Annotated in this window: 22 protein-coding genes; 4 read left to right on the top strand and 18 right to left on the bottom strand. The window is 61.0% G+C overall.

What is annotated here, in order from left to right; all coding sequences use genetic code 11:
- Positions 1–8: 8 nt before the first annotated feature.
- On the bottom strand, positions 9–776 hold the full coding sequence (locus tag QRN46_RS00565; RefSeq protein WP_011335800.1) for a sulfite exporter TauE/SafE family protein: 768 nt from the start codon (positions 774–776) through the stop codon (positions 9–11).
- 100 nt (positions 777–876) lie between these two features.
- On the opposite strand from QRN46_RS00565, the gene QRN46_RS00560 reads away from it, so the two are divergent.
- The 3 genes from QRN46_RS00560 to QRN46_RS00550 are packed head-to-tail and all read left to right on the top strand — an operon-like array spanning position 877 to position 3,979.
- Positions 877–1,764: a LysR family transcriptional regulator gene (locus QRN46_RS00560; protein WP_285354168.1), complete on the top strand. Its 888-nt coding sequence runs from the start codon at positions 877–879 to the stop codon at positions 1,762–1,764.
- 10 nt (positions 1,765–1,774) lie between these two features.
- Positions 1,775–3,154 carry an exodeoxyribonuclease VII large subunit gene (gene xseA / locus QRN46_RS00555; protein ID WP_007956669.1) on the top strand — a complete coding sequence of 460 codons (1,380 nt, stop codon included), beginning with the start codon at positions 1,775–1,777 and terminating at the stop codon, positions 3,152–3,154.
- Between the two features lie 3 nt (positions 3,155–3,157).
- Positions 3,158–3,979, top strand: coding sequence for a peptidoglycan DD-metalloendopeptidase family protein (locus QRN46_RS00550; RefSeq protein ID WP_011335802.1), 822 nt, complete (start codon positions 3,158–3,160; stop codon positions 3,977–3,979).
- Here the strand turns inward: QRN46_RS00550 and QRN46_RS00545 are convergent.
- The gene (locus QRN46_RS00545) at positions 3,957–4,157 is read right to left on the bottom strand and encodes a hypothetical protein (RefSeq protein ID WP_201816550.1); all 201 of its coding nucleotides are present in this window, start codon (positions 4,155–4,157) and stop codon (positions 3,957–3,959) included. The genes QRN46_RS00550 and QRN46_RS00545 overlap by 23 nt on opposite strands.
- Positions 4,158–4,322: 165 nt before the next feature.
- On the opposite strand from QRN46_RS00545, the gene leuA reads away from it, so the two are divergent.
- Positions 4,323–6,002, top strand: a complete 1,680-nt coding sequence (gene leuA, locus QRN46_RS00540; protein WP_108563179.1) for a 2-isopropylmalate synthase — start codon at positions 4,323–4,325, stop codon at positions 6,000–6,002.
- Positions 6,003–6,112: 110 nt separating this feature from the next.
- Here the strand turns inward: leuA and QRN46_RS00535 are convergent, their stop codons facing one another.
- The 16 genes from QRN46_RS00535 to iscA form a co-directional block, all read right to left on the bottom strand.
- Positions 6,113–6,904, bottom strand: a complete 792-nt coding sequence (locus QRN46_RS00535; protein WP_041475425.1) for an amidohydrolase — start codon at positions 6,902–6,904, stop codon at positions 6,113–6,115.
- Entirely contained in the window at positions 6,892–8,040 is a 1,149-nt protein-coding gene (locus QRN46_RS00530) for a pyridoxal phosphate-dependent aminotransferase (protein WP_285354167.1), read from the bottom strand. Before QRN46_RS00530 ends, QRN46_RS00535 begins: the two co-directional genes overlap by 13 nt.
- Positions 8,041–8,159: 119 nt before the next feature.
- A complete protein-coding gene (gene der, locus QRN46_RS00525) occupies positions 8,160–9,632 on the bottom strand; it encodes a ribosome biogenesis GTPase Der (protein WP_007956675.1) in 1,473 nt (490 codons plus the stop codon).
- A gap of 136 nt (positions 9,633–9,768) precedes the next feature.
- The gene (gene bamB, locus QRN46_RS00520; RefSeq protein ID WP_221615273.1) at positions 9,769–10,920 is read right to left on the bottom strand and encodes an outer membrane protein assembly factor BamB; all 1,152 of its coding nucleotides are present in this window, start codon (positions 10,918–10,920) and stop codon (positions 9,769–9,771) included.
- Positions 10,913–11,554 carry a tetratricopeptide repeat protein gene (locus QRN46_RS00515; RefSeq protein WP_011335807.1) on the bottom strand — a complete coding sequence of 214 codons (642 nt, stop codon included), beginning with the start codon at positions 11,552–11,554 and terminating at the stop codon, positions 10,913–10,915. Before QRN46_RS00515 ends, bamB begins: the two co-directional genes overlap by 8 nt.
- Before the next feature lie 41 nt (positions 11,555–11,595).
- Positions 11,596–12,885, bottom strand: a complete 1,290-nt coding sequence (gene hisS, locus QRN46_RS00510) for a histidine--tRNA ligase (protein WP_011335808.1) — start codon at positions 12,883–12,885, stop codon at positions 11,596–11,598.
- Between the two features lie 22 nt (positions 12,886–12,907).
- Positions 12,908–14,017 (bottom strand): flavodoxin-dependent (E)-4-hydroxy-3-methylbut-2-enyl-diphosphate synthase, encoded by a 1,110-nt coding sequence (gene ispG / locus QRN46_RS00505; protein ID WP_007956680.1) that lies wholly within the window; start codon positions 14,015–14,017, stop codon positions 12,908–12,910.
- Between the two features lie 3 nt (positions 14,018–14,020).
- Positions 14,021–15,079, bottom strand: coding sequence for a RodZ domain-containing protein (locus QRN46_RS00500; protein ID WP_011335809.1), 1,059 nt, complete (start codon positions 15,077–15,079; stop codon positions 14,021–14,023).
- Complete coding sequence (gene pilW, locus QRN46_RS00495) at positions 15,079–15,837, bottom strand: type IV pilus biogenesis/stability protein PilW (protein ID WP_011335810.1); 759 nt, start codon at positions 15,835–15,837, stop codon at positions 15,079–15,081. The genes QRN46_RS00500 and pilW overlap by 1 nt, the downstream gene beginning before the upstream one ends.
- A 12-nt stretch (positions 15,838–15,849) precedes the next feature.
- The gene (gene rlmN / locus QRN46_RS00490; protein WP_007964428.1) at positions 15,850–16,998 is read right to left on the bottom strand and encodes a dual-specificity RNA methyltransferase RlmN; all 1,149 of its coding nucleotides are present in this window, start codon (positions 16,996–16,998) and stop codon (positions 15,850–15,852) included.
- Between the two features lie 28 nt (positions 16,999–17,026).
- Positions 17,027–17,452: a nucleoside-diphosphate kinase gene (gene ndk / locus QRN46_RS00485; RefSeq protein WP_039765715.1), complete on the bottom strand. Its 426-nt coding sequence runs from the start codon at positions 17,450–17,452 to the stop codon at positions 17,027–17,029.
- A gap of 88 nt (positions 17,453–17,540) precedes the next feature.
- Positions 17,541–17,741, bottom strand: coding sequence for a Fe-S cluster assembly protein IscX (iscX, locus tag QRN46_RS00480; RefSeq protein WP_011335813.1), 201 nt, complete (start codon positions 17,739–17,741; stop codon positions 17,541–17,543).
- A gap of 14 nt (positions 17,742–17,755) precedes the next feature.
- The gene (gene fdx / locus QRN46_RS00475) at positions 17,756–18,097 is read right to left on the bottom strand and encodes an ISC system 2Fe-2S type ferredoxin (protein WP_007956685.1); all 342 of its coding nucleotides are present in this window, start codon (positions 18,095–18,097) and stop codon (positions 17,756–17,758) included.
- The gene (gene hscA, locus QRN46_RS00470; protein ID WP_221615272.1) at positions 18,097–19,962 is read right to left on the bottom strand and encodes a Fe-S protein assembly chaperone HscA; all 1,866 of its coding nucleotides are present in this window, start codon (positions 19,960–19,962) and stop codon (positions 18,097–18,099) included. The genes fdx and hscA overlap by 1 nt, the downstream gene beginning before the upstream one ends.
- Before the next feature lie 51 nt (positions 19,963–20,013).
- Positions 20,014–20,535 carry a co-chaperone HscB gene (hscB, locus tag QRN46_RS00465; protein WP_011335815.1) on the bottom strand — a complete coding sequence of 174 codons (522 nt, stop codon included), beginning with the start codon at positions 20,533–20,535 and terminating at the stop codon, positions 20,014–20,016.
- Positions 20,536–20,543: 8 nt separating this feature from the next.
- The gene (iscA, locus tag QRN46_RS00460; RefSeq protein ID WP_003227904.1) at positions 20,544–20,867 is read right to left on the bottom strand and encodes an iron-sulfur cluster assembly protein IscA; all 324 of its coding nucleotides are present in this window, start codon (positions 20,865–20,867) and stop codon (positions 20,544–20,546) included.
- Positions 20,868–20,894: the final 27 nt, after the last annotated feature.

Genomic DNA, 20,894 nt, shown 5'->3' with positions numbered 1-20,894 from the left:
AAATCCGGTCAAGTGCTTAAATAGCGGCCGATCAGCGCAATCCCGCTCGCCAGCACCAGCCAGGTCACCAGCCGCACGAAGGCCTCGCGGGACAGGCGCATGGTCAATCGTCGCCCGCCCCACAAGCCCAGCGCCATGGCTGGCAACAGACACACTGCAAGCATCAACAAGGGTAGCTCGGCATACACCCCGGCGATGGCGAACAGACTCAAACGCACCACCGTGCTGCAACTGATCAGCGCACTTTGCGTGGCCCGCGCCGCGTCCTTGGGCAGTCGACTGTTGAGGTAGATCGCATAAAGAAAGCCGCCACTGCCGAACAACGCCCCGAACAAACCGCCCACGGTTCCCATCGGCAACGCCCATCCAGCGGACAACTGCGCCGGTCGTGCCTTGATCCACAAGCTGTAAACCGCGTAGGCACTGATGAACAACCCCATCAGCAGCAACAGCAGATCGGACTTGAGGTTAAGCAGGAAAATCACCCCCAGCGTGCAGCCCACCGCCATGCACGGCAGCAGCCGCAGCAACTCCGGTTTCGCCACATCCCGCCGCGACGGCAGCAGATTGCCGAACGCCGCGACGAAATCCAGCAGCACCAGCAACGGCACGATCTTCGACAGCGGCATGAACAGAATCAGAATCGGCCCCGCCACCAGCGCCGTGCCGAAACCGGCAATCCCGAACACGATGTAGGCCAGCGCGATGGCCAGTCCGATCACCACCCAGCCCTGCGCGCCCCACGACCATTCGCTCAACAACCCCGCCACGCTCATTCGCTCGCTTCCTTTATAAGCCTGCGATGACTTTAGCCAGCGCCGAGGGTTGCGACTAATATCTTCGAAACCGCCAAGCCATCTCGAAAAGGCATGTCTCGTGCTTTCAACCCGTCAATTGCGTTACTTCGTGGAAATCGCCGAGAGCGGCAGCTTCAGTGCTGCAGCCGAACGGCTGTTCATTGCTCAATCGGCGTTGAGCCGACAGATCAAGGACATGGAAACCCGCCTGCAAACGCCGCTGTTCGAACGCACCGCGCGCCAGCCCCGACTCACCGCCGCTGGCGAAGCGTTCCTGCCCCGGGCGAAAAATCTGCTCAATGAACTGAACAAGGCCAGCACCCTGGCCACGGAAATCGGCCAAGGGCAGCGCGGCACCTTGCGCCTTTGTCACTCCAGCACCGTGCCGATCAGTGGCCGACTGTTGCGCGACATGAGCGCATATCTGGAGCAGCAGCCCGGCGTTTCGCTGGACATCGGCACGCTCTCCTCGGAGGCGCAACTTGAAGAACTGGCCGAAGGCCGGCTCGACATCGGACTGTTGCGCCTGCCGGTGCTGCGCCAGCGCGAGGGCGTTCAGGTTGTGCCGCTCTATAACGAACGCTTGCTGCTTGCCGTGCCGGCGGATCATCGACTGGCTTTGATGGAGGCAGTCGATCTGGCGCAATTGAAGGACGAAGCATTCATCTCCATCCCGCATCCGCAGCGCGGCGGGCTGAGCTATTTGTGCGCCGATCTGTGCATGCGTCACGGTTTCTTCCCCCAGGCTGCGAGGGTGATGTCGCGCAAGACCACGCAATTGCAGTTGATCCAGGCCGGATTCGGCATCGCTCTACTGCCGGAATCGATGCAGGACATCGCGCCCGCTGGTGTGAGATTTCTGCCGCTGACCGGCGATTGCCAAAGCACTGTCGCCCTCACTTCTCGGCAAAATCCCACACCTCTGGTGCAACACTTCCTCCAGACATTCACCGGCGAATGCCTTTAAACTGCGCCCCATGATTAAAGATCCCTTTGCAAGACTCGGCCTCGACCGCGAAGTCCTGACCGTCAGCCAGCTCAACGGCCGCGCGCGGGTGTTGCTCGAAGACGTGTTCAGCAACATCTGGGTCGAAGGCGAAATCTCCAACCTCGCCCGCCCGGCGTCCGGCCACGTGTATTTCACGCTCAAGGACAGCGGCGCGCAGGTGCGTTGCGCACTGTTCCGGCAGAACGCCGCGCGGGTGCGTCAGGCGCTGAAGGATGGCCTGGCAGTCAAGGTGCGCGGCAAGGTCTCGCTGTTCGAAGGGCGTGGCGACTATCAGCTGATCCTCGACACCGTGGAGCCTGCCGGCGACGGTGCGCTGCGCCTTGCTTTCGATGCCCTGAAGGAAAAGCTCAGCGCCGAAGGCCTGTTCAGTGCCGAGCGCAAGGTGCCGCTGCCGGCCCATCCGCAGCGCATCGGCATCATCAGTTCGCCGACCGGCGCGGTGATTCGCGACATCATCAGCGTGTTCCGCCGCCGCGCGCCGCAAGTACAACTGACGCTGATTCCCACCGCCGTTCAGGGCCGCGAAGCCACCGCGCAGATCGTCCGCGCCCTGAAACTGGCCGATGCCCGTGGCTTCGACGCGCTGATCCTGGCCCGTGGCGGCGGCTCGCTGGAAGACCTGTGGTGCTTCAATGAAGAGGCGGTGGCCCGGGCGGTGGATGCCTGCGTTACGCCGATCGTCAGTGCAGTCGGGCATGAAACCGATGTGTCGATCAGCGACTTTGTGGCTGACGTGCGCGCGCCTACACCGTCCGCTGCTGCTGAACTGCTTGCCCCGGATTCCAGCCACCTGATCCGACAGGTCGAAAGCCTGCATCGCCGGCTGGTGATGCGCATGCGTGATCGCCTGATGCGCGATCGATTGCGCCTCGAAGGCATGACCCGCCGCTTGCGCCATCCCGGCGAACGTCTGCGCCAGCAGGCACAGCGTCTGGATGACCTGGACATGCGCATGCGCCGCGCTTTCGAGCGCCAGCTCAATACCCGTCGCGAACGCTTGATCCGCCTGGAAACCCGCCTCGCCGGGCAACATCCGGGACGCCAACTCGCGCTGCTGCGCCAACGCCTCGACAGCCTCGCCGAGCGCCTGCCACGCGCCATGAACGAAGGCCTGAAACGCCGTCGCCTGCAGTTGCAAAGCCAGATGCAGACCCTGCACGTGGTCAGCCCGCTGGCGACTCTCGGCCGTGGCTACAGCATTCTGCTGGATGAACGCGGCAACGCGATCCGCAACGCCGCGCAAACTCACACCGGTCAGCGCCTCAAGGCCAGACTGGGCGAAGGCGAACTGCAAGTGCGCGTCGAGGACAATCACCTGACGCCCGTCACTCTCTCTTTACTGGACTGATCCATGCCGCGCTTTCTCGCTCCGCTGCTGTTGCTGTGCCTGACCTTCAACGCTCACGCCGACAGTTACATCACCCGCCTGCTGAACAAACCGGTGCCGGGCGGCGTGGCTGTCGTCGATCTGGGCACCGCTGCGCAAGCGCCGAAAGCCACGTATCAGGGCAAACCGGTGCTGGTGGTCAAGGAACAGAACAACTGGCTGGCGATTGTCGGCCTTGCGTTGACCGTCAAACCCGGCATTCAGCAGATCAGCAGTGGCGGCCGCAACCTCAATTTCAGTGTCGGCAACAAGAAATACCCGGAACAGCACATCACCCTGAAGAACACCCAGCAGGTCAATCCGAACCCGGCCAACCTCAAGCGTATCGAGGGCGAGCTGGCCGAACAGATCAAGGCCTACCGCAGTTTCAGCCCGAACACCCCGAGCAACCTGCTGCTGGACAAACCGGTCAACGGGCCGCTGTCGAGCAAGTTCGGCGTGCGCCGTTTCTTCAACGGTGAAGAGCGTAATCCGCACGCAGGTCTGGACTTCGCGGTGCCGGCCGGCACGCCGATCAAGACTCCGGCAGCGGGCAAGGTGATCCTGATCGGTAACTACTTCTTCAATGGCAACACCGTGTTCGTCGACCACGGCCAGGGCTTCATCAGCATGTTCTGTCATATGTCGAAAATCGATGTGCAGAACGGCCAGCAACTGGCGCGCGGCGCGGTGGTTGGCAAGGTGGGCGCCACTGGTCGCGCGACCGGGCCGCACATGCACTGGAACGTCAGCCTGAACGATGCGCGGGTCGATCCGGCGATTTTCATTGGGGCTTTCCAGCCTTGATTTCAGGCTGAAGCCCTTCCAGCAGGGATTGCGCACGACGATTGGTCCGCGCAATCCCCGCAAACAAATACAGCCATATCAAGAATAAAATCTCGGAAAAAACCGCTTTCCGGGTATTCCTCTCAATTTTTTTCGACTGCTTGCCATCCTCATCCCCCGCGGTTAGGGTTGAAGGCATGAAAACCTCTCACACCCTCATTCAGCTTCGCCAGCACCGCAGCCTGTGCCTCGTCAGCGCACGACTGCCGGGCTGAATCGCTGCACCTCGTCCCACGCTTTTCCAAGAACGTTCGTTCCACCGGCAGGCCGCCTCTTTTCGGCCCAGACAATAAGGAATTTCCCGATGAGCATGCTCAAAGACCCGTCTTCGAAATACCGCGCGTTTCCAGTGATCAACCTGCCGGATCGCACGTGGCCGTCGAAAACCATCGATGCCGCGCCAATCTGGTGCAGCTCCGACCTGCGTGACGGCAACCAGTCGTTGATCGAGCCAATGGACGCGGTGAAAAAGCTGCGCTTCTGGAAAACCCTGGTGCAGGTGGGCGTGAAGGAAATCGAAGCGTCGTTCCCGGCCGCTTCGCAAACCGACTTCGACTTCGTGCGTACCCTGATCGAGGACGGCCACATCCCGGACGACACCACCATTCAGGTGCTGACCCAGGGCCGTGAAGACCTGATCGAGCGCACCTTCGAATCCCTGCGCGGGGCGAAGAAAGCCATCGTTCATCTGTACAACGCCACCTCCCCTTCTTTCCGTCGCATCGTTTTCAACCAGGACAAGGACGGGATCAAGGCCATCGCCGTGAACGCCGCCAAGCTGTTCGTCAAATACGCGGCCATGCAGCCGGACACCGAGTGGACCTTCGAGTACTCGCCGGAAACCTTCAGCGCCACCGAACTGGAATTCGCCAAGGAAGTCTGTGACGCGGTGATCGAGGTCTGGAACCCGACGCCTGAGCACAAGATCATCCTCAACCTGCCGGCCACCGTTGAATGTGCGACCCCGAACGTCTACGCCGACCAGATCGAGTGGTTCCACCGCAACATCAACCGCCGTGACAGCGTGATCATCAGCCTGCACACCCACAACGACCGCGGCACTGGCGTGGCCGCCACCGAGCTGGGCCTGATGGCCGGCGCCGATCGCGTCGAAGGCTGCCTGTTCGGCAACGGCGAGCGTACCGGTAACGTCGACCTCGTGACTGTGGCACTGAACATGTACACCCAGGGCATCAATCCTGAGCTGGACTTTTCCGACATCGACGGCGTGCGCAAAGTCGTCGAAGAGTGCAACCAGATCCAGGTTCACCCGCGTCACCCGTACGTCGGCGACCTGGTGCACACAGCGTTCTCCGGCTCCCACCAGGACGCGATCCGCAAGGGCTTCGCCCAGCAGAAACCGGACACCCTGTGGGAAGTGCCGTACCTGCCGATCGACCCGGCCGACATCGGCCGCAGCTACGAGGCGGTGATCCGCGTCAACAGCCAGTCGGGCAAGGGCGGCATCGCCTACCTGCTGGAGCAGGAATACGGCATCAGCCTGCCACGTCGCATGCAGATCGAATTCAGCCAGGTCGTGCAGCGTGAAACCGATCGCCTGGGCCTGGAGATGACCGCGCAGCAAATCCACGCGCTGCTGCACAGCGAATATCTGCAAGCCAACACCCCGTACGCGCTGGTCAGCCATCGCCTGCAGGAAGAAAACGGTAACAGCGCCGTCGAAGTGGAAGTGGCGAGCAAAGGTCAGGGCGAAACCAATCTGCACTGGCGCGGCAAGGGCAACGGCGCGCTGGAAGCCCTGGTGGCCGGTCTGCCGATTCCGGTGGAAATCATGGACTACAACGAACACGCCATCGGCGCGGGCACTAACGCCAAGGCGGCAGCCTACATCGAGCTGCGTGTGAACGGCGAACGTGCGGTGCACGGCGTGGGCATCGATGAAAACATCACCACCGCCAGCTTCAAGGCACTGTTCAGCGCGCTGAACCGCTCGCTGAGCCAGCCGGAAGCGAAAGCGGCGTAACTGACCGCTGCAATGCAAAAGGCCCCGGGGTTTGCACCTCGGGGCCTTTTTATTGCTTCTTCTGATCGTTCCCACGCAGAGCATGGGAACGATCAGGCGCCTCGTGACTATCAGGTGAACTCGAAGGTGTCCGCATCCAGATTCGCCGGGAACCGCTCGCGGTAAGCCGCCAGTGAAGCCGCTTCCAGAACCACCTTGAACACCCCGTCAGCCTCTCCCGCCGCCAGCAACGTCTCGCCCTGAAAATCCAGCACCTGACTGTCGCCGGTATAGGCAAAGCCCTTGCCATCGGTGCCAACCCGGTTGACCGCCGCCACATAGCACAGGTTTTCGATGGCCCGGGCCGGCAGCAAGCGGTTCCAGTGCTGACGCCGCGCGCCCGGCCAGTTGGCCGTGTACAGCAACAGATCGGTGTCCTGAGCGTCGCGGCTCCACACCGGGAAGCGCAAGTCGTAGCAAATCAGCGGACGCACCCGCCAGCCCTTGAGCTCGAACTGCACCTGACGCTCGCCGGGGGTGTAGTGATTGTGCTCGCCGGCCATGCGGAACAGGTGACGTTTATCGTAATGCAGCACTTCGCCGTCCGGCCGCGCCCACAGCAAGCGGTTGCGATGACTGCCGTCGGCGGCCTGGATGATCACGCTGCCGGTGACGACCGCGTTCAGTTTCGCCGCCTGGATCCGCAGCCATTTGCTGGTCGGGCCGTTTTCGGATTCGGCCAGGGTTTCGGACGCCATGGAGAATCCGGTGGTGAACATTTCCGGCAAGATGATCAGATCCGCACCGCGCGCCTGCTCCAGCAAGGCGTCGAAATGCTCGAGGTTGGCCTGACGGTCATGCCAGGCCAGGCTGGTCTGGATCAGCGCCAGATTGAGATCGGGCAACGCACTCAAATCACGCATAGTTTGGCCGCCGCTTCCCGCAGCGTCTCCTCACGTTTGGCAAAGCACAGGCGCACCAAGCGCTGGCCTTCGGGTGGATGCTGGTAGAACACCGACACCGGAATACTTGCCACGCCGTGCTCGCGGGTCATCCACATCGCCATCTCGACATCGTTCAGGTCAGGGCGAATCTGCGAGTAATCGACCAGTTGGAAATAAGTGCCGGTGACCCGGGTGAAGCTGAATCGCGACGGCGCGAGCAAATCACAGAACAGATCGCGCTTGGCCTGATAGAAGCCTGGCAGCTCTTCAACGTGTTCCGGATGCTCGGCCATGTAATCGGCCAGGGCATACTGCAACGGTGTCACACCGCAGAAACTGACGTACTGGTGCACCTTGCGCAGCTCCGCCGTCAGGGCCGGCGGCGCCACGACGTAACCGGTTTTCCAGCCTGTGACGTGATAGGTCTTGCCGAACGAGCTGACCACGAATGCGCGCTGATACAACTCTTCATGGGCCAGCACGCTGACGTGCGGCACACCGTCGAACACCAGGTGTTCGTAGACTTCGTCGCTGATCACATAGATGTCGCGATCACGGATCAACGCCGCCAACTGATCCAGTTCGGCGCGACTGATCAAAGCACCGCTCGGGTTATGCGGGGTGTTGAGGATGATCATCCGCGTGCGCGGGCTCAGGGCTGCGCTGAGTCTGTCGAAGTCGATGGAGAAATCTTTCAGGCCCAGCTGCACATGCACGCAGTGCCCGCCGGCCAGTTCCACCGCCGGCTCGTAGCTGTCGTAGGCCGGGTCGAACACGATGACTTCGTCGCCGCTGTGGATAACCGCCTGGATCGCACAGAAGATTGCCTGGGTCGCGCCCGGGGTCACGGTCACTTCAGTGTCGGCATCGACGTTGGCGCCATAACTGCGGGCGATTTTCGCAGCGATCTGCTGGCGCAGCGCCGGCAGGCCGGTCATGGGCGAATACTGGTTATGGCCGCTGGCGATGTGTCGACCGACTGCATCGCGCAGTGCCTGCGGGCCGTCGAAATCGGGAAAACCCTGGGAAAGGTTGATCGCTCCGGTCTGCGCCGCGAGCTGAGACATCTGCGTGAAAATAGTGATGCCGACATTCGGCAGCTTGCTGGTGATCATCGGGGTTCCCTGCTCTGCCCCGGCTCTGACGACGGCGCGGGAGAGCCCGAGGATAGCCCATCCGGCGCCCATAAAAAAAGGGCGCCAAACGGCGCCCCTTCTCTTTGTTCGCAACGACCTTACTTCTTGTCGCGGCGCTTCTTGCTGGCTTTCTTGTTGTGCGACATCAAGCGACGCTTCTTGTTGACCTGGCGGTCGGTCAGCGTGTTCTTGTTGCCTTCGTACGGGTTCTCGCCACCCTTGAACTCGATACGGATCGGCGTACCGACCAGTTTGAGCACACGGCGATAAGTGTTCTCCAGATAGCGCACGTACGACTTCGGCACTTTCTCGATCTGGTTGCCGTGGATCACGATGATCGGCGGGTTCGCACCACCCAGATGAGCGTAACGCAGCTTGATCCGGCGGCTGTTGACCATCGGCGGCTGGTGCTCGCTGACCGCGTCTTCGAGAATCTGCGTCAGGCGGCTGGTCGGCCAGCGGGTGACCGCGGACTTGAACGAGTTCTGCACCGAGGCGTAGAGGTTGCCCACGCCAGTACCGTGCAGTGCCGAGATGAAGTGGATATCGGCGAAGTCAACGAAGAACAACCGACGCTGTAGCTCGACCTTCACGAAGTCGCGCTCGCTCGGGGTCATGCCGTCCCATTTGTTGATCGCGATCACCAGCGCACGACCTGCTTCAAGGGCGAAGCCCAGCAGGTTGAGGTCGTGATCGACCACGCCTTCGCGGGCGTCCATCACGAAGATCACCACGTTGGCGTCTTTGATCGCCTGCAGGGTTTTGACCACGGAGAATTTTTCGACTTCTTCGTGGATCTTGCCGCGCTTGCGCACACCGGCGGTGTCGATCAGCGTGTACTTCTCGTCGTTACGCTCGAACGGGATGTAGATACTGTCGCGGGTGGTGCCGGGCTGGTCGTAGACGATTACCCGGTCTTCACCAAGCATGCGGTTAACCAGGGTCGACTTGCCGACGTTCGGACGGCCGATGATGGCAATCTTGATCCCGTCTTTTTCGCTCGGCCCAGGAATGCGCTTGGCTTCCTCGCCTTCGGCGACCACTTCTTCCTCTTCACCTTCGGCCGGCTCGTCATCATCGCGCGGGAAGTCGCTCAGGGCGGCTTCCAGCAATTGCGTGATGCCGCGACCGTGGGCGCCGGCGATCGGGATCGCGTGGCCCATGCCCAGCGGGGCGAATTCGGCGCGGGCCATTTCCGGGTCGATGTTGTCGACCTTGTTGGCCACCACGTGGGAGCGCTTGTTACGTTTGCGCAAGTGTTCGGCGATCATCTGGTCGGCGGCGGTGAAACCGGCCTTGGCATCTACCAGGAACAGAACGACATCCGCTTCTTCGATGGCCAGCAGCGACTGCTCGGCCATTTTTTCGTCCATACCATGCTCGTCACCGGAGATACCGCCGGTGTCGATCAGAATGTAGGAACGCCCTTGCCACTTGGCCTCACCGTACTGGCGATCACGGGTCAGACCGGACAAGTCGCCGACGATGGCGTCGCGAGTCCTGGTCAGGCGGTTGAACAAGGTGGACTTGCCGACGTTCGGTCGGCCCACCAGGGCGATTACGGGAACCATGCGGCTCTCCACTTCGTTATTTCAGAAAATACAAAAGCCGCTGCGAGGCAGCGGCTGGTGCTCGGGGCAACACCCGTGGGTGCTGCAAACCCTGCAGAAGCAAGGCCGCCTGGGGAATTAACCCCAAGCATAGTTGTTACTTGATGGTCAGGGCTTCCAGTTTGCCGCTGTTGCCATACACATAAATCGTGTCACCCACCACCAGCGGACGGGCACGCAGGCCGTTGCTGTCGATGCGCTCGCGGCCGACGAAGCGACCGTCCACCTGACTCAGCAGGTGCAGGTAACCTTCCAGGTCACCGACTGCAACGTAGCTGGAGAACACTTCCGGCGCCGACAGTTGACGACGGGCCAGCGAGTCGTTACTCCACAGTGCTGTGGTGGAACGCTCGTCGACGCCTTCAACGGTACCCGACGACAGGCTTACGTAGACGTTGCCGAAACCCTGGGCAACACCGGCGTAGCTCGACGCGTCGCGCTGCCAGAGTTGACGGCCGCTTTCCAGGTCCAGTGCCGCAACGCGACCCTGATAGCTGGCGACGTACAGGGTACCGCCGGACAGCAGCAGACCGCCGTCGATGTCGACCACGCGCTCCAGTTCCGAACGACCTTGTGGAATCGCGATCCGCTGTTCCCAGACCGGCACGCCGTTGGAAATGTCGAGAGCGACCACTTTACCGGTCGACAGGCCAGCCACCGCGAGGCGGTTGGTGACGATCGGTGCGCTGGTGCCGCGCAGGGTCAGTACGGCCGGCGTGCTGTCATACACCCAGCGCTGGTTGCCGGTGGACGCGTCCAGACCGATCAGACGATCGTCCTGGGTCTGTACCACCACCACGTCACCGTTGCTGGCCGGTGGCGCGAGGACTTCGCTGTTGACGCGCGAGCGCCACTTCTCTTCGCCGTTGATGGCGTCGAGGGCAACGACTTCACCGCGCAGGGTGCCGACCATGACCAGACCGTAACCCACGCCAACGGCGCCGGACACAGGCAGTTCGAGGTCTTTCTTCCATTTCACGTCACCGTTGCCGCGATCCAGGCCCATCACGATACCGGTCACGTCGGCCGCGTAGATGGTGTCACCGTCGATCGCCGGCACCAGCATGTTGTACGTTTCGCCCTGACCGTCACCGATCGAGCGGCTCCACTGCTTGTGCAGGACCACTTCTTCCTTGAAGTCGGTCAGCTCGGCCGGTGGCAGTTCTTTTTTGCTGTTGCTGCTGCAACCCGCGGCCAGAATGGCCAGAGCCAGCAATGCTGCATGCTTCCAACGGATCACGTCACGCATCCCCTTTGGCCAGGTCGTCCAGCTTGATTTGAAGGCCACCGACCGCCGCTTCATCCGACAGTGCTGCCTTGGCTTTTTGATACGCCGCGTTCGCTTCGTCGGTACGGCCCAGCTGTACCAGCAGGTCGCCCTTGAGTTCTTCGCGAGTGGCCAGGAACGACTTGTCGGCATCGCCTTCGAGCAGTTTCAGGGCTTCGTCGGCCTTGTTCTGTGCGCCCAGTACCTGCGCCAGACGCTGACGGGCGATTTCGCCCAGCGCCGGGTTGGCCGGTTTGGCAACGATGGCCTTGAGTTCGGTCGCCGCGTCGTCCAGCTTGCCGCTGTCGACCGCTACCTTGGCCACGAACAGGCTGCCGTACTGCGCGTAGGCAGAACCGCCGAATTCGCTGTTGAGCTTGCCGGCCAGATCCGCAACGCGCGCGGCGTCAGGCTTGCCGTCCGGGGTCAGCGTGGTTTCCAGCAATTGCTGATAGAGCACCGAGGCGCCTTGCGACTGGTTGCTCTGATACTTGTGATAAGCCTGCCAGCCGAACACGATGACCAGCGCCAACAGGCCGCCGGTGACCAGAGGTTTGCCGTTGCGTGTCCACCAGTCCTTCAAATCCGCCAACTGTTCGTCTTCGGTACTCGACACCCCAATACTCCTTAATCGCTAAATCGGCTGTTTGGACAGCTTCAACCCTGCACGACGCAGGTGGCCAGGTGTGCAGCGAGCGCATCCCAGGCAATGCTTTGTTGTTCGCCCTGGCCACGCAGGGGTTTGAAACCTACCACTTGCTGGGCCATTTCGTCGTCACCGAGGATCAGTGCGTACAGCGCACCGCTCTTGTCGGCTTTCTTGAACTGGCTCTTGAAGCTGCCGGCGCCGGCATTGACTTGCAGGCGCAGGTTGGGCAGTTGGTCGCGTACACGCTCGGCCAGGGCCAGACCGGCCAGCTCTGCTTCTTCGCCGAAGGCGCAGAGATAGACGTCGACCTGACGGGAGATTTCTTCCGGGATCTGCTCCAGGGTTTCCAGTAGCAGTACCAGACGCTCAATGCCCATGGCGAAACCGACGCCCGGGGTCGGCTTGCCGCCCATCTGCTCGACCAGACCGTCATAGCGCCCACCCGCGCAAACGGTGCCCTGGGCGCCGAGCTTGTCGGTGACCCATTCGAATACGGTTTTGCTGTAGTAATCCAGACCACGCACCAGCTTCGGGTTCAGCACGTAAGGAATACCGACGGCATCCAGACGGGCCTTCAGGCCTTTGAAGTGGGCACGGGATTCGTCATCCAGGTAGTCGGCCATTTTCGGCGCATCGACCAACACCGCTTGAGTGTCGGCGTTCTTGGTGTCGAGCACGCGCAGCGGGTTGGTTTTCAGGCGACGCTGGCTGTCTTCGTCCAGTTTGTCGTGGTGCGCCGAGAGGTACTCGACCAGCGCTTCACGATAACGGCCGCGGGATTCGCTGGTGCCGAGGCTGTTGAGTTCAAGCTTGACCGCATCGCGGATGCCCAGCTCGCCCCACAGGCGCCAGGTCATGATGATCAGTTCGGCGTCGATGTCCGGACCGTCGAGGTTGAACACCTCCAAACCGATCTGGTGGAACTGGCGATAACGGCCTTTCTGTGGACGCTCGTGACGGAACATCGGGCCGATGTACCAGAGTTTCTGTACCTGGCCACCGCCGGTGATGCCGTGTTCGAGCACCGCACGTACGCACGCGGCCGTGCCTTCCGGACGCAGGGTCAGCGAGTCGCCGTTGCGGTCTTCGAAGGTGTACATCTCTTTTTCGACGATGTCGGTCACTTCACCGATCGAGCGTTTGAACAGCTCGGTGAACTCGACGATTGGCATGCGGATCTGCTTGTAACCGTAATTATCCAGCAGACGCGAAACGGTGCCTTCGAAATAACGCCATACCGGCGTCTGTTCCGGCAGGATGTCGTTCATGCCACGAATGGCTTGCAGAGACTTGCTCACAGAAATTCCTTAATTCGTTCGATCAGCCGCGCGCGATAACCGCTGCGTCAGCTTCGACCTTCTCGGCCGCTTTCTCGCGGATCAGCTTTTCCAGCTCGTCCACCAGATTGTCATTCGTCAGTTTCTGCGACGGCTTGCCGTCGATGTAAATCAGGTTTGGCGTGCCGCCGGTCAAGCCGATATGGGCTTCCTTGGCTTCGCCGGGGCCGTTGACCACGCAACCGATCACCGCGACATCCAGCGGCACCAGCAGGTCTTCAAGGCGCCCTTCCAGCTCGTTCATGGTCTTGACCACATCGAAGTTCTGCCGCGAGCAGCTCGGGCAGGCGATGAAGTTGATGCCACGGGAACGCAGATGCAAAGACTTGAGAATGTCGTAACCGACCTTCACTTCCTCGACCGGGTCGGCCGCCAGCGAGATGCGGATAGTATCGCCAATCCCCTCGGCGAGCAGCATACCTAGGCCCACGGCGGATTTCACTGTACCAGAGCGCAATCCACCGGCCTCGGTGATGCCCAGGTGCAGTGGCTGAACGATTTCCTTGGCCAGCAGACGGTAGGCTTCAACGGCCATGAACACGTCGGAAGCCTTCACGCTGACCTTGAAGTCCTGGAAATTCAGGCGTTCGAGATGCTCGACGTGACGCAGGGCGGACTCGACCAGCGCGGCCGGCGTCGGCTCGCCGTATTTCTTTTGCAGGTCTTTTTCCAGCGAGCCGGCGTTGACGCCGATGCGGATCGGGATCCCGCGGTCACGGGCGGCATCGACCACCGCACGCACGCGGTCTTCGCGACCGATGTTGCCCGGGTTGATGCGCAGGCAGTCCACACCCAGTTCGGCCACGCGCAGAGCGATCTTATAGTCGAAATGGATGTCGGCAACCAACGGCACCTTGACCAGTTGCTTGATCTTGCCGAACGCCTCGGCGGCGTCCATGTCCGGCACCGAAACGCGGACGATGTCGACGCCGGCGGCTTCCAGACGGTTGATCTGCGCGACGGTGGCAGCGACGTCATTGGTGTCGCTGTTGGTCATGCTCTGCACAGCGATAGGGGCATCGCCGCCCACGGGCACGTTACCGACCCAGATCTTGCGCGATTCGCGACGTTTGATTGGAGATTCGCCGTGCATGACTTATTGACCCAACTTCAGGCGAGCAGTCTCGCCACTGGTGAACGGAGCGACATCGACCGGCTGGCCGTTGTAGCTGACCTGCGCGCCACGGGCAACGCCCAGACGCACGGCAAACGGAGGCTTGCCGACGACAGACAAGCTGTCGCCCTTACGCTTGAGGCCGCTGTACAGCACTTTGCCGCTGCCATCGGTCACTTGAGTCCAGCAATCGGCGATGAACTGCACCTGAACCTGGCCTTGACCAGCAGCCGGAGCAACGGGCGCTGTCGGCGCGGGTGCCGCGACGGCCGGAGCTGCCGGGGCAGTAACGGTCGGTGCAGGCGTGGCCGGAGCGGCAGGTGCCGGATTTGCAGGAGCAGCAACCACAGGCGCTGGCGTATGAGCCGGTGCAGTCGGAGTAGCGGCTGGCGCAGCAGGTGCCGGAGCAACCGGTGCAGTCGCTGGAGCCGCGGCATCGGTCTCGGCGCCGGTCGATTCAGCCGTGGATTCCGATTGAGGCAGTGCCAGAGCGGTCGAGCCCTCGGCTTCGCCTTCCGCGACTGCCTGATCTTCCGGCTCGTCGAGCGGATGAATCTGGGTGGTGCCATCGGCGCCTTCGACTTCGACGTGCTCCGGGGCCAGGCCAATCAGGTCCTTGGTGCGCTGCGAAGTCTGATCCTGCCACCAGACGAAACCACCGCCGATGACTGCGATCAGCAGCAACAGGCTGACGATACGCAAAATGGTGTGGGAAACCCGTACCGGCTCTTCGATACGGCCCAGAGCGTGGACGTTGCTGCCTTGGGAATCGGTGCCGGTAGACTGGTCGAATTGCTGGACCAGAACGGTCTGATCCATGCCGAGCAATTTGGCGTAGGCGCGAATGTAGCCGCGAGCGAAGGTATGCCCGGGCAACTTGTCGAATGCGCCGGCTTCAAGATTGCTCAGGGAAGTCACGGTGAGGTTGAGCTTGAGGGCCACTTCGGCCAGCGACCAGCCATTGCTTTCGCGGGCCTGGCGCAGGGTCTCACCGGGGTTAACGCGATTCGCTGCTACAACTTCGGGATGCGCCGCTTTCATCATTGCTCCGACAGGTATTGCTGATATTCCGGCGTACCGGGATAGAGTCGTTTTAATTGCAGGCCCGCACTGGCGGCCTTGTCGCGATCTTCAAATACTTTTGCCAACCGAACGGCGAGCAACAGACTACGTGCATTTTGCTCGGAGAGCTGGCTGAAACGGTCGTAATAGTCACGCGCGGGCACATAATGCCTGTCTTCGAATGACAACTCAGCCATTTCCAGCAATGCCCGTGGCTGCTGGCGGTTCAAACGCAGCGCCTTTTCCAGCTGCTGCTGCGCCAGATCACGCTGACCGAGCTTTGCCGCCGTCATGCCGAGGTTCTCGAACACCCGCGAACGCTCAGGATACAGGGTATCGGCGGCCGCCTGTTCAAAACGCTCGTAGGCTTCCTTGTAACGCTGTTCTTCGTAGAGAAAACTGCCGTAGTTGTTGAGGATGCGCGCATCGGCGGGACGGGAGGACAAGGCTTTGCGGAAGTGTTCGTCAGCAAGCCCAGGTTCCATTTCGGCCTGGAACACCAGCCCCAGCGCGGCGTTGGCGTCGGGATCCGACCCGTCCAGCTCCAAGGCTTTCTTCAGTGGAACCTTGGCCCGTTCGGTCATGCCCTGCTGCAAGTATCCCAATCCCAGCTGCACGTAGGCAGCTCGCGCTTCGTCACGGCCCTTGCTGGTCTTCATCGGGTTGTAGTCGCCCGACAGGACACAACCAGCACACAGGCTGGCCAACAGCAACAGCAGCGCAAAGCGCAGGGACATAGAGATCCTCTCTTAGTTAGTGTTCGCGGCGTTCTGTGCCAGATCGCTGTCGGCGCTCAATTCGCGGACGGCGATGTAACGTTCGCTGCGACGGGTGCGATCCAGCACCTGCCCTACCAATTGACCACAAGCCGCGTCGATGTCTTCACCACGGGTGGTGCGCACGGTGACGTTGAAACCGGCCTGGTGAAGCTGATCCTGGAACCGGCGGATGGCGTTGTTGCTCGGCCGCTCGTACCCGGAATGCGGGAACGGGTTGAACGGAATCAGGTTGATCTTGCACGGAATATCCTTGAGCAGCTCGATCATTTCCACCGCGTGCTCAAGCTTGTCGTTGACGTCCTTGAGCAAGGTGTACTCGATGGTCAGCACACGTTTCTCGCCAAGGGCGGACATGTAGCGCTGGCACGACTCGAGCAGCATCTTAAGCGGATATTTCTTGTTGATCGGCACCAATTGGTTACGCAATGCGTCATTCGGTGCGTGCAGGGACAACGCCAGGGATACGTCGATGTGCTTGGCCAGCTCATCGATCATCGGCACCACACCCGACGTGGACAGGGTCACGCGGCGCTTGGAGATCCCGTAGCCCAGGTCATCCATCATCAGATGCATGGCGGCCACGACGTTGTCGAAGTTCAGCAGCGGTTCGCCCATGCCCATCATCACCACGTTGGTGATGGCGCGGTCGATGGTAGCCGGAACACTGCCGAAGGATTTGTTGGCAATCCACACCTGGCCGATGACTTCGGCGGCGGTGAGGTTGCTGTTGAAGCCTTGCTTGCCGGTGGAGCAGAAACTGCAGTCCAGGGCACAGCCTGCCTGGGACGAAACGCACAGAGTGCCGCGTTTGCCCTGGGGAATGTAAACGGTCTCGACGCAGCTGCCGGACGCCACGCGCACCACCCACTTGCGGGTGCCGTCGCTGGAAATGTCCTCGCTGACCACTTCGGGACCACGGACCTCAGCAACAGCCTTGAGCTTTTCGCGCAAGGCCTTGCTGACGTTCGTCATGGCGTCGAAATCATCGACGCCAAAGTGGTGAATCCATTTCATTACCTGACCGGCACGGAAACGCTTCTCCCCGATTGAGTCGAAGAATTTTTCCATTTCCGGCTGGGTCAGACCCAGCAGGTTGGTTTTAACAGTCGATGTCGTCATGGATTCACCTTCACTCTTAAGCCAATGCTTAGCGAGTGGTTACTTCAGTAGCTGCGAAGAAGTAAGCGATTTCGCGAGCAGCAGCGGCTTCGGAGTCCGAACCGTGAACGGCGTTGGCGTCGATCGATTCAGCGAAGTCAGCACGGATGGTGCCTGGAGCAGCTTCTTTAGGGTTGGTAGCGCCCATCAGCTCACGGTTGCGAGCGATGGCGTTTTCGCCTTCCAGAACCTGAACGACAACAGGACCCGAAGTCATGAAGGCAACCAAGTCGCCGAAGAAACCACGAGCGCTGTGCTCAGCGTAGAAGCCTTCGGCTTCGGCTTTCGACAGTTGCTTCAGTTTCGAAGCTACAACGCGCAGGCCAGCGTCTTCGAAGCGAGTGGTGATCTTGCCGATCACGTTTTTAGCAACGGCGTCAGGCTTGATGATGGAGAAAGTACGTTGAACAGCCATGGTGTAACTCCAGAAACGGTAATTTGCGAAAAATTAAACCCGCGAATTATACGCGGGTTCTTGGGTATTGCCTAACCTGCGAGGACGATCAGTCCAATTCATCGGCCCAGAGAGTCTGAACCGCCTCCAATACCTTCTCGCCGACACGACCAGAGGTATTGTCGAAGTCCGGCAGCTCTTGGATCCACTGCTGCAACTCGACGAAATTGACAGAATACGGATCTACACCCGGCTTGGCCTCAGCCAGCTCTTCTGCAATACGTTGAACATCATTCCAACCGTAGCTCATGACAGTCTTACCAGTCAGTGCGGCGCTTCGGCCGCATGGTTAAGCGAATATTTCGGAATCTCGACGGTGATGTCTTCTTCACCGACGATCGCCTGGCAAGCCAAGCGCGACTGGGCTTCCAGACCCCAGGCACGATCGAGGAAATCTTCCTCCAACTCGTCGGCCTCTTCCAGCGAGTCAAAACCCTCGCGAATGATGCAGTGACAAGTGGTGCAGGCGCAGACGCCGCCGCAGGCGCTTTCCATCTCGATGTGGTGCTCGTGAGCCAGTTCGAGGATCGACGTGCCAGGCGCAGCGTCGACGACCATGCCTTCAGGGCAGAACTTCTCGTGGGGCAGAAAAATGACCTGCGGCATCAGATATCCTCGATTTCATTCAGATTGCGCCCCGACAGAGCGGCTTTCACCGTCTGATCCATACGACGGGCTGCAAAAGCATCGGTCACTTGCGACAGACGCTTGGTCTGCTGCTCGATGGCATAACCATCAGTGCCTTTCATCAGTTCGGTCAGTTCCTGCACCTGCAGATCGATGACCATGCGCTCTTCGGCATCTAGCAAGCGCTCGCCATCCGCCTCAAGAGCGCCCTGCACCGCTTCGATCAGGCGCTGGGCATCGACTTGTTGCTCGCGAAGAACGCGGGCGACTTTGTCATCGTTGGCGTGCTGGAACGAATCTTTCAGCATCTTGGCGATTTCGCCATCGGTCAGGCCATAGGATGGCTTGACCTGAATGCTCGCTTCAACGCCCGAACCCAATTCACGGGCAGAGACGCTGAGCAGACCGTCGGCATCGACCTGGAAGGTCACGCGAATTTTCGCCGCACCGGCCACCATCGCCGGGATGCCGCGCAACTCGAAGCGAGCCAGAGAGCGGCAATCGCTGATCAGCTCACGCTCGCCTTGCAACACGTGGATCGCCATGGCCGACTGGCCGTCTTTATAAGTGGTGAAGTCCTGGGCGCGAGCGACGGGGATGGTGGTGTTGCGCGGAATCACCTTCTCCATCAGGCCGCCCATGGTTTCCAGCCCCAGGGACAGCGGAATCACGTCGAGCAGCAGCAGTTCGCCGCCATCGCGCTTGTTGCCGGCCAGCGTATCGGCCTGGATCGCAGCACCAATGGCCACCACTTGATCCGGGTCGATTTCGGTCAGCGGCTGACGACCGAAGGCTTCGGCGACGGCTTCGCGAACACGTGGAACGCGGGTCGAACCACCGACCATGACCACCGCGTGCACATCTTCCAGCTCGACGCCGGAATCACGAACGGCGCGGCGACAGGCTTTCAGGCTGCGGGCGACCATTGGCTCGATCAGCGCATCGAAGGCTTCGCGAGTCAGCTGAGCCTTCCAGTCGCCGTAAGCAACTTCAACACTGTCAGAATCCGTCAGGGCTTCTTTGGCTGCGCAGGCAGCTTGCAGCAGGCTGCGCTGTGCGCCCGGATCGAGGTCGGCGGACAAACCGGCGCTCTCGATGATCCAGCCGGCAATCGCGTGATCGAAATCATCGCCGCCCAGCGCGCTATCGCCGCCAGTGGCCAGGACTTCGAAGACACCGCCAGTCAGGCGCAGAATCGAAATATCGAAGGTGCCGCCGCCCAGGTCATAAATCGCGACCAGGCCTTCGGCATGCTGATCCAGACCGTATGCCACCGCCGCAGCGGTCGGCTCGTTGAGCAGACGCAACACGTTCAGACCGGCAAGTTTCGCCGCGTCCTTCGTAGCTTGGCGCTGAGCATCGTCGAAGTACGCCGGAACGGTGATCACCGCGCCCACCAACTCACCGCCAAGGGTGGCTTCAGCGCGCTGACGCAATACTTTCAGGATATCGGCGGACACTTCGACCGGGCTTTTCGGGCCCTGCACGGTGTCGATGAACGGCATGTGCGATTCGCCGCCGACAAAGCGGTACGGCAGCTGATCGCCCAATTGCTTGACGTCGGACAGACCACGACCCATCAGGCGCTTGACCGACAGCACGGTATTCAGGGGATCGGAGGATGCAGCCAGTTTGGCTGACTCGCCGACTTCGATGCGATCGGCGTGGTAACGCACGGCGGAAGGCAGGATGACCCGCCCTTCGGCATCGGCCAGCGGCTCGGAAAGACCACTGCGCAACGCAGCGACCAGCGAATTGGTAGTGCCCAAGTCGATTCCCACAGCCAGACGACGCTGGTGTGGTTGAGGACTTTGGCCGGGTTCGGCGATCTGCAGTAGGGCCATCGTGATCAGGACTTATCTGTATATCAGGCGTGCGACCGGAGCGGCACTGGGTTAATCGTCGAGGCGCTCTTCTAACTGGCGCACTTCGTAGGTGAGCTTGTCGAGGAACTGCATGCGCCGCATCAGGCGTTCGGCCTGTTCGCGTTGCGCTGCATCATCCCAACAGGCTGCGAAGCTTTCGTTGAGCTCTTCCTGGGCGGTTTTCAGGCGACGCTTGAAAGCCGCGACACCGGCCAGGTCGGCACTGTCCTGCAGATCTTCGAGCTCTTCGCGCCATTGCATCTGCTGCAGAAGAAACTCGGGATCGTGGACAGTGACTTCCATCGGCACTTCATGCCCGCTGATGGTCAGCAGGTAGCGTGCACGCTGGGCCGGACTCTTGAGTGTCTGGTAGGCATCGTTGAGCCGCGCAGACTGCTCCAGCGCTGACCGCTGCTCGCGCTCGGAAGCATCGGCAAAGCGGTCAGGATGAACACCGCGCGCCAGCTCACGATAGCGCGTGGCCAACTGCTCGAGATCCAGACGAAAGCCCGGTTGCAGCTCGAATAAAGCGAAATGACAAGGAATACCCACGACAAGCCTCAGATGTTGAAGCTTTCGCCGCAGCCACATTCACCGCGTACGTTGGGATTGTTGAACTTGAAGCCTTCGTTCAATCCTTCCTTGACGAAGTCGAGCTCGGTGCCGTCGAGGTAGGCCAGGCTTTTCGGGTCGATGATCACTTTCTCGCCGTGACTTTCGAACACCTGATCTTCTGCAACCACCTCGTCGACAAACTCCAGCACGTAGGCAAGGCCGGAACAGCCTGTGGTGCGAACACCCAGACGAATCCCTTCACCCTTGCCGCGCCCGTCGAGGGAGCGCCGCACGTGTCGAGCAGCCGCTTCTGTCATGCTGATAGCCATCGTTGACTCCTTACTCGTCGCCAAATC

Origin of the sequence: Pseudomonas sp. lyk4-R2A-10, from assembly GCF_030209075.1 — a bacterium.
Classification (GTDB): domain Bacteria; phylum Pseudomonadota; class Gammaproteobacteria; order Pseudomonadales; family Pseudomonadaceae; genus Aquipseudomonas; species Aquipseudomonas glycinae.
Note: the sequence above shows the minus strand (reverse complement) of the source record. Positions and strands in the feature narration are given on the sequence as shown.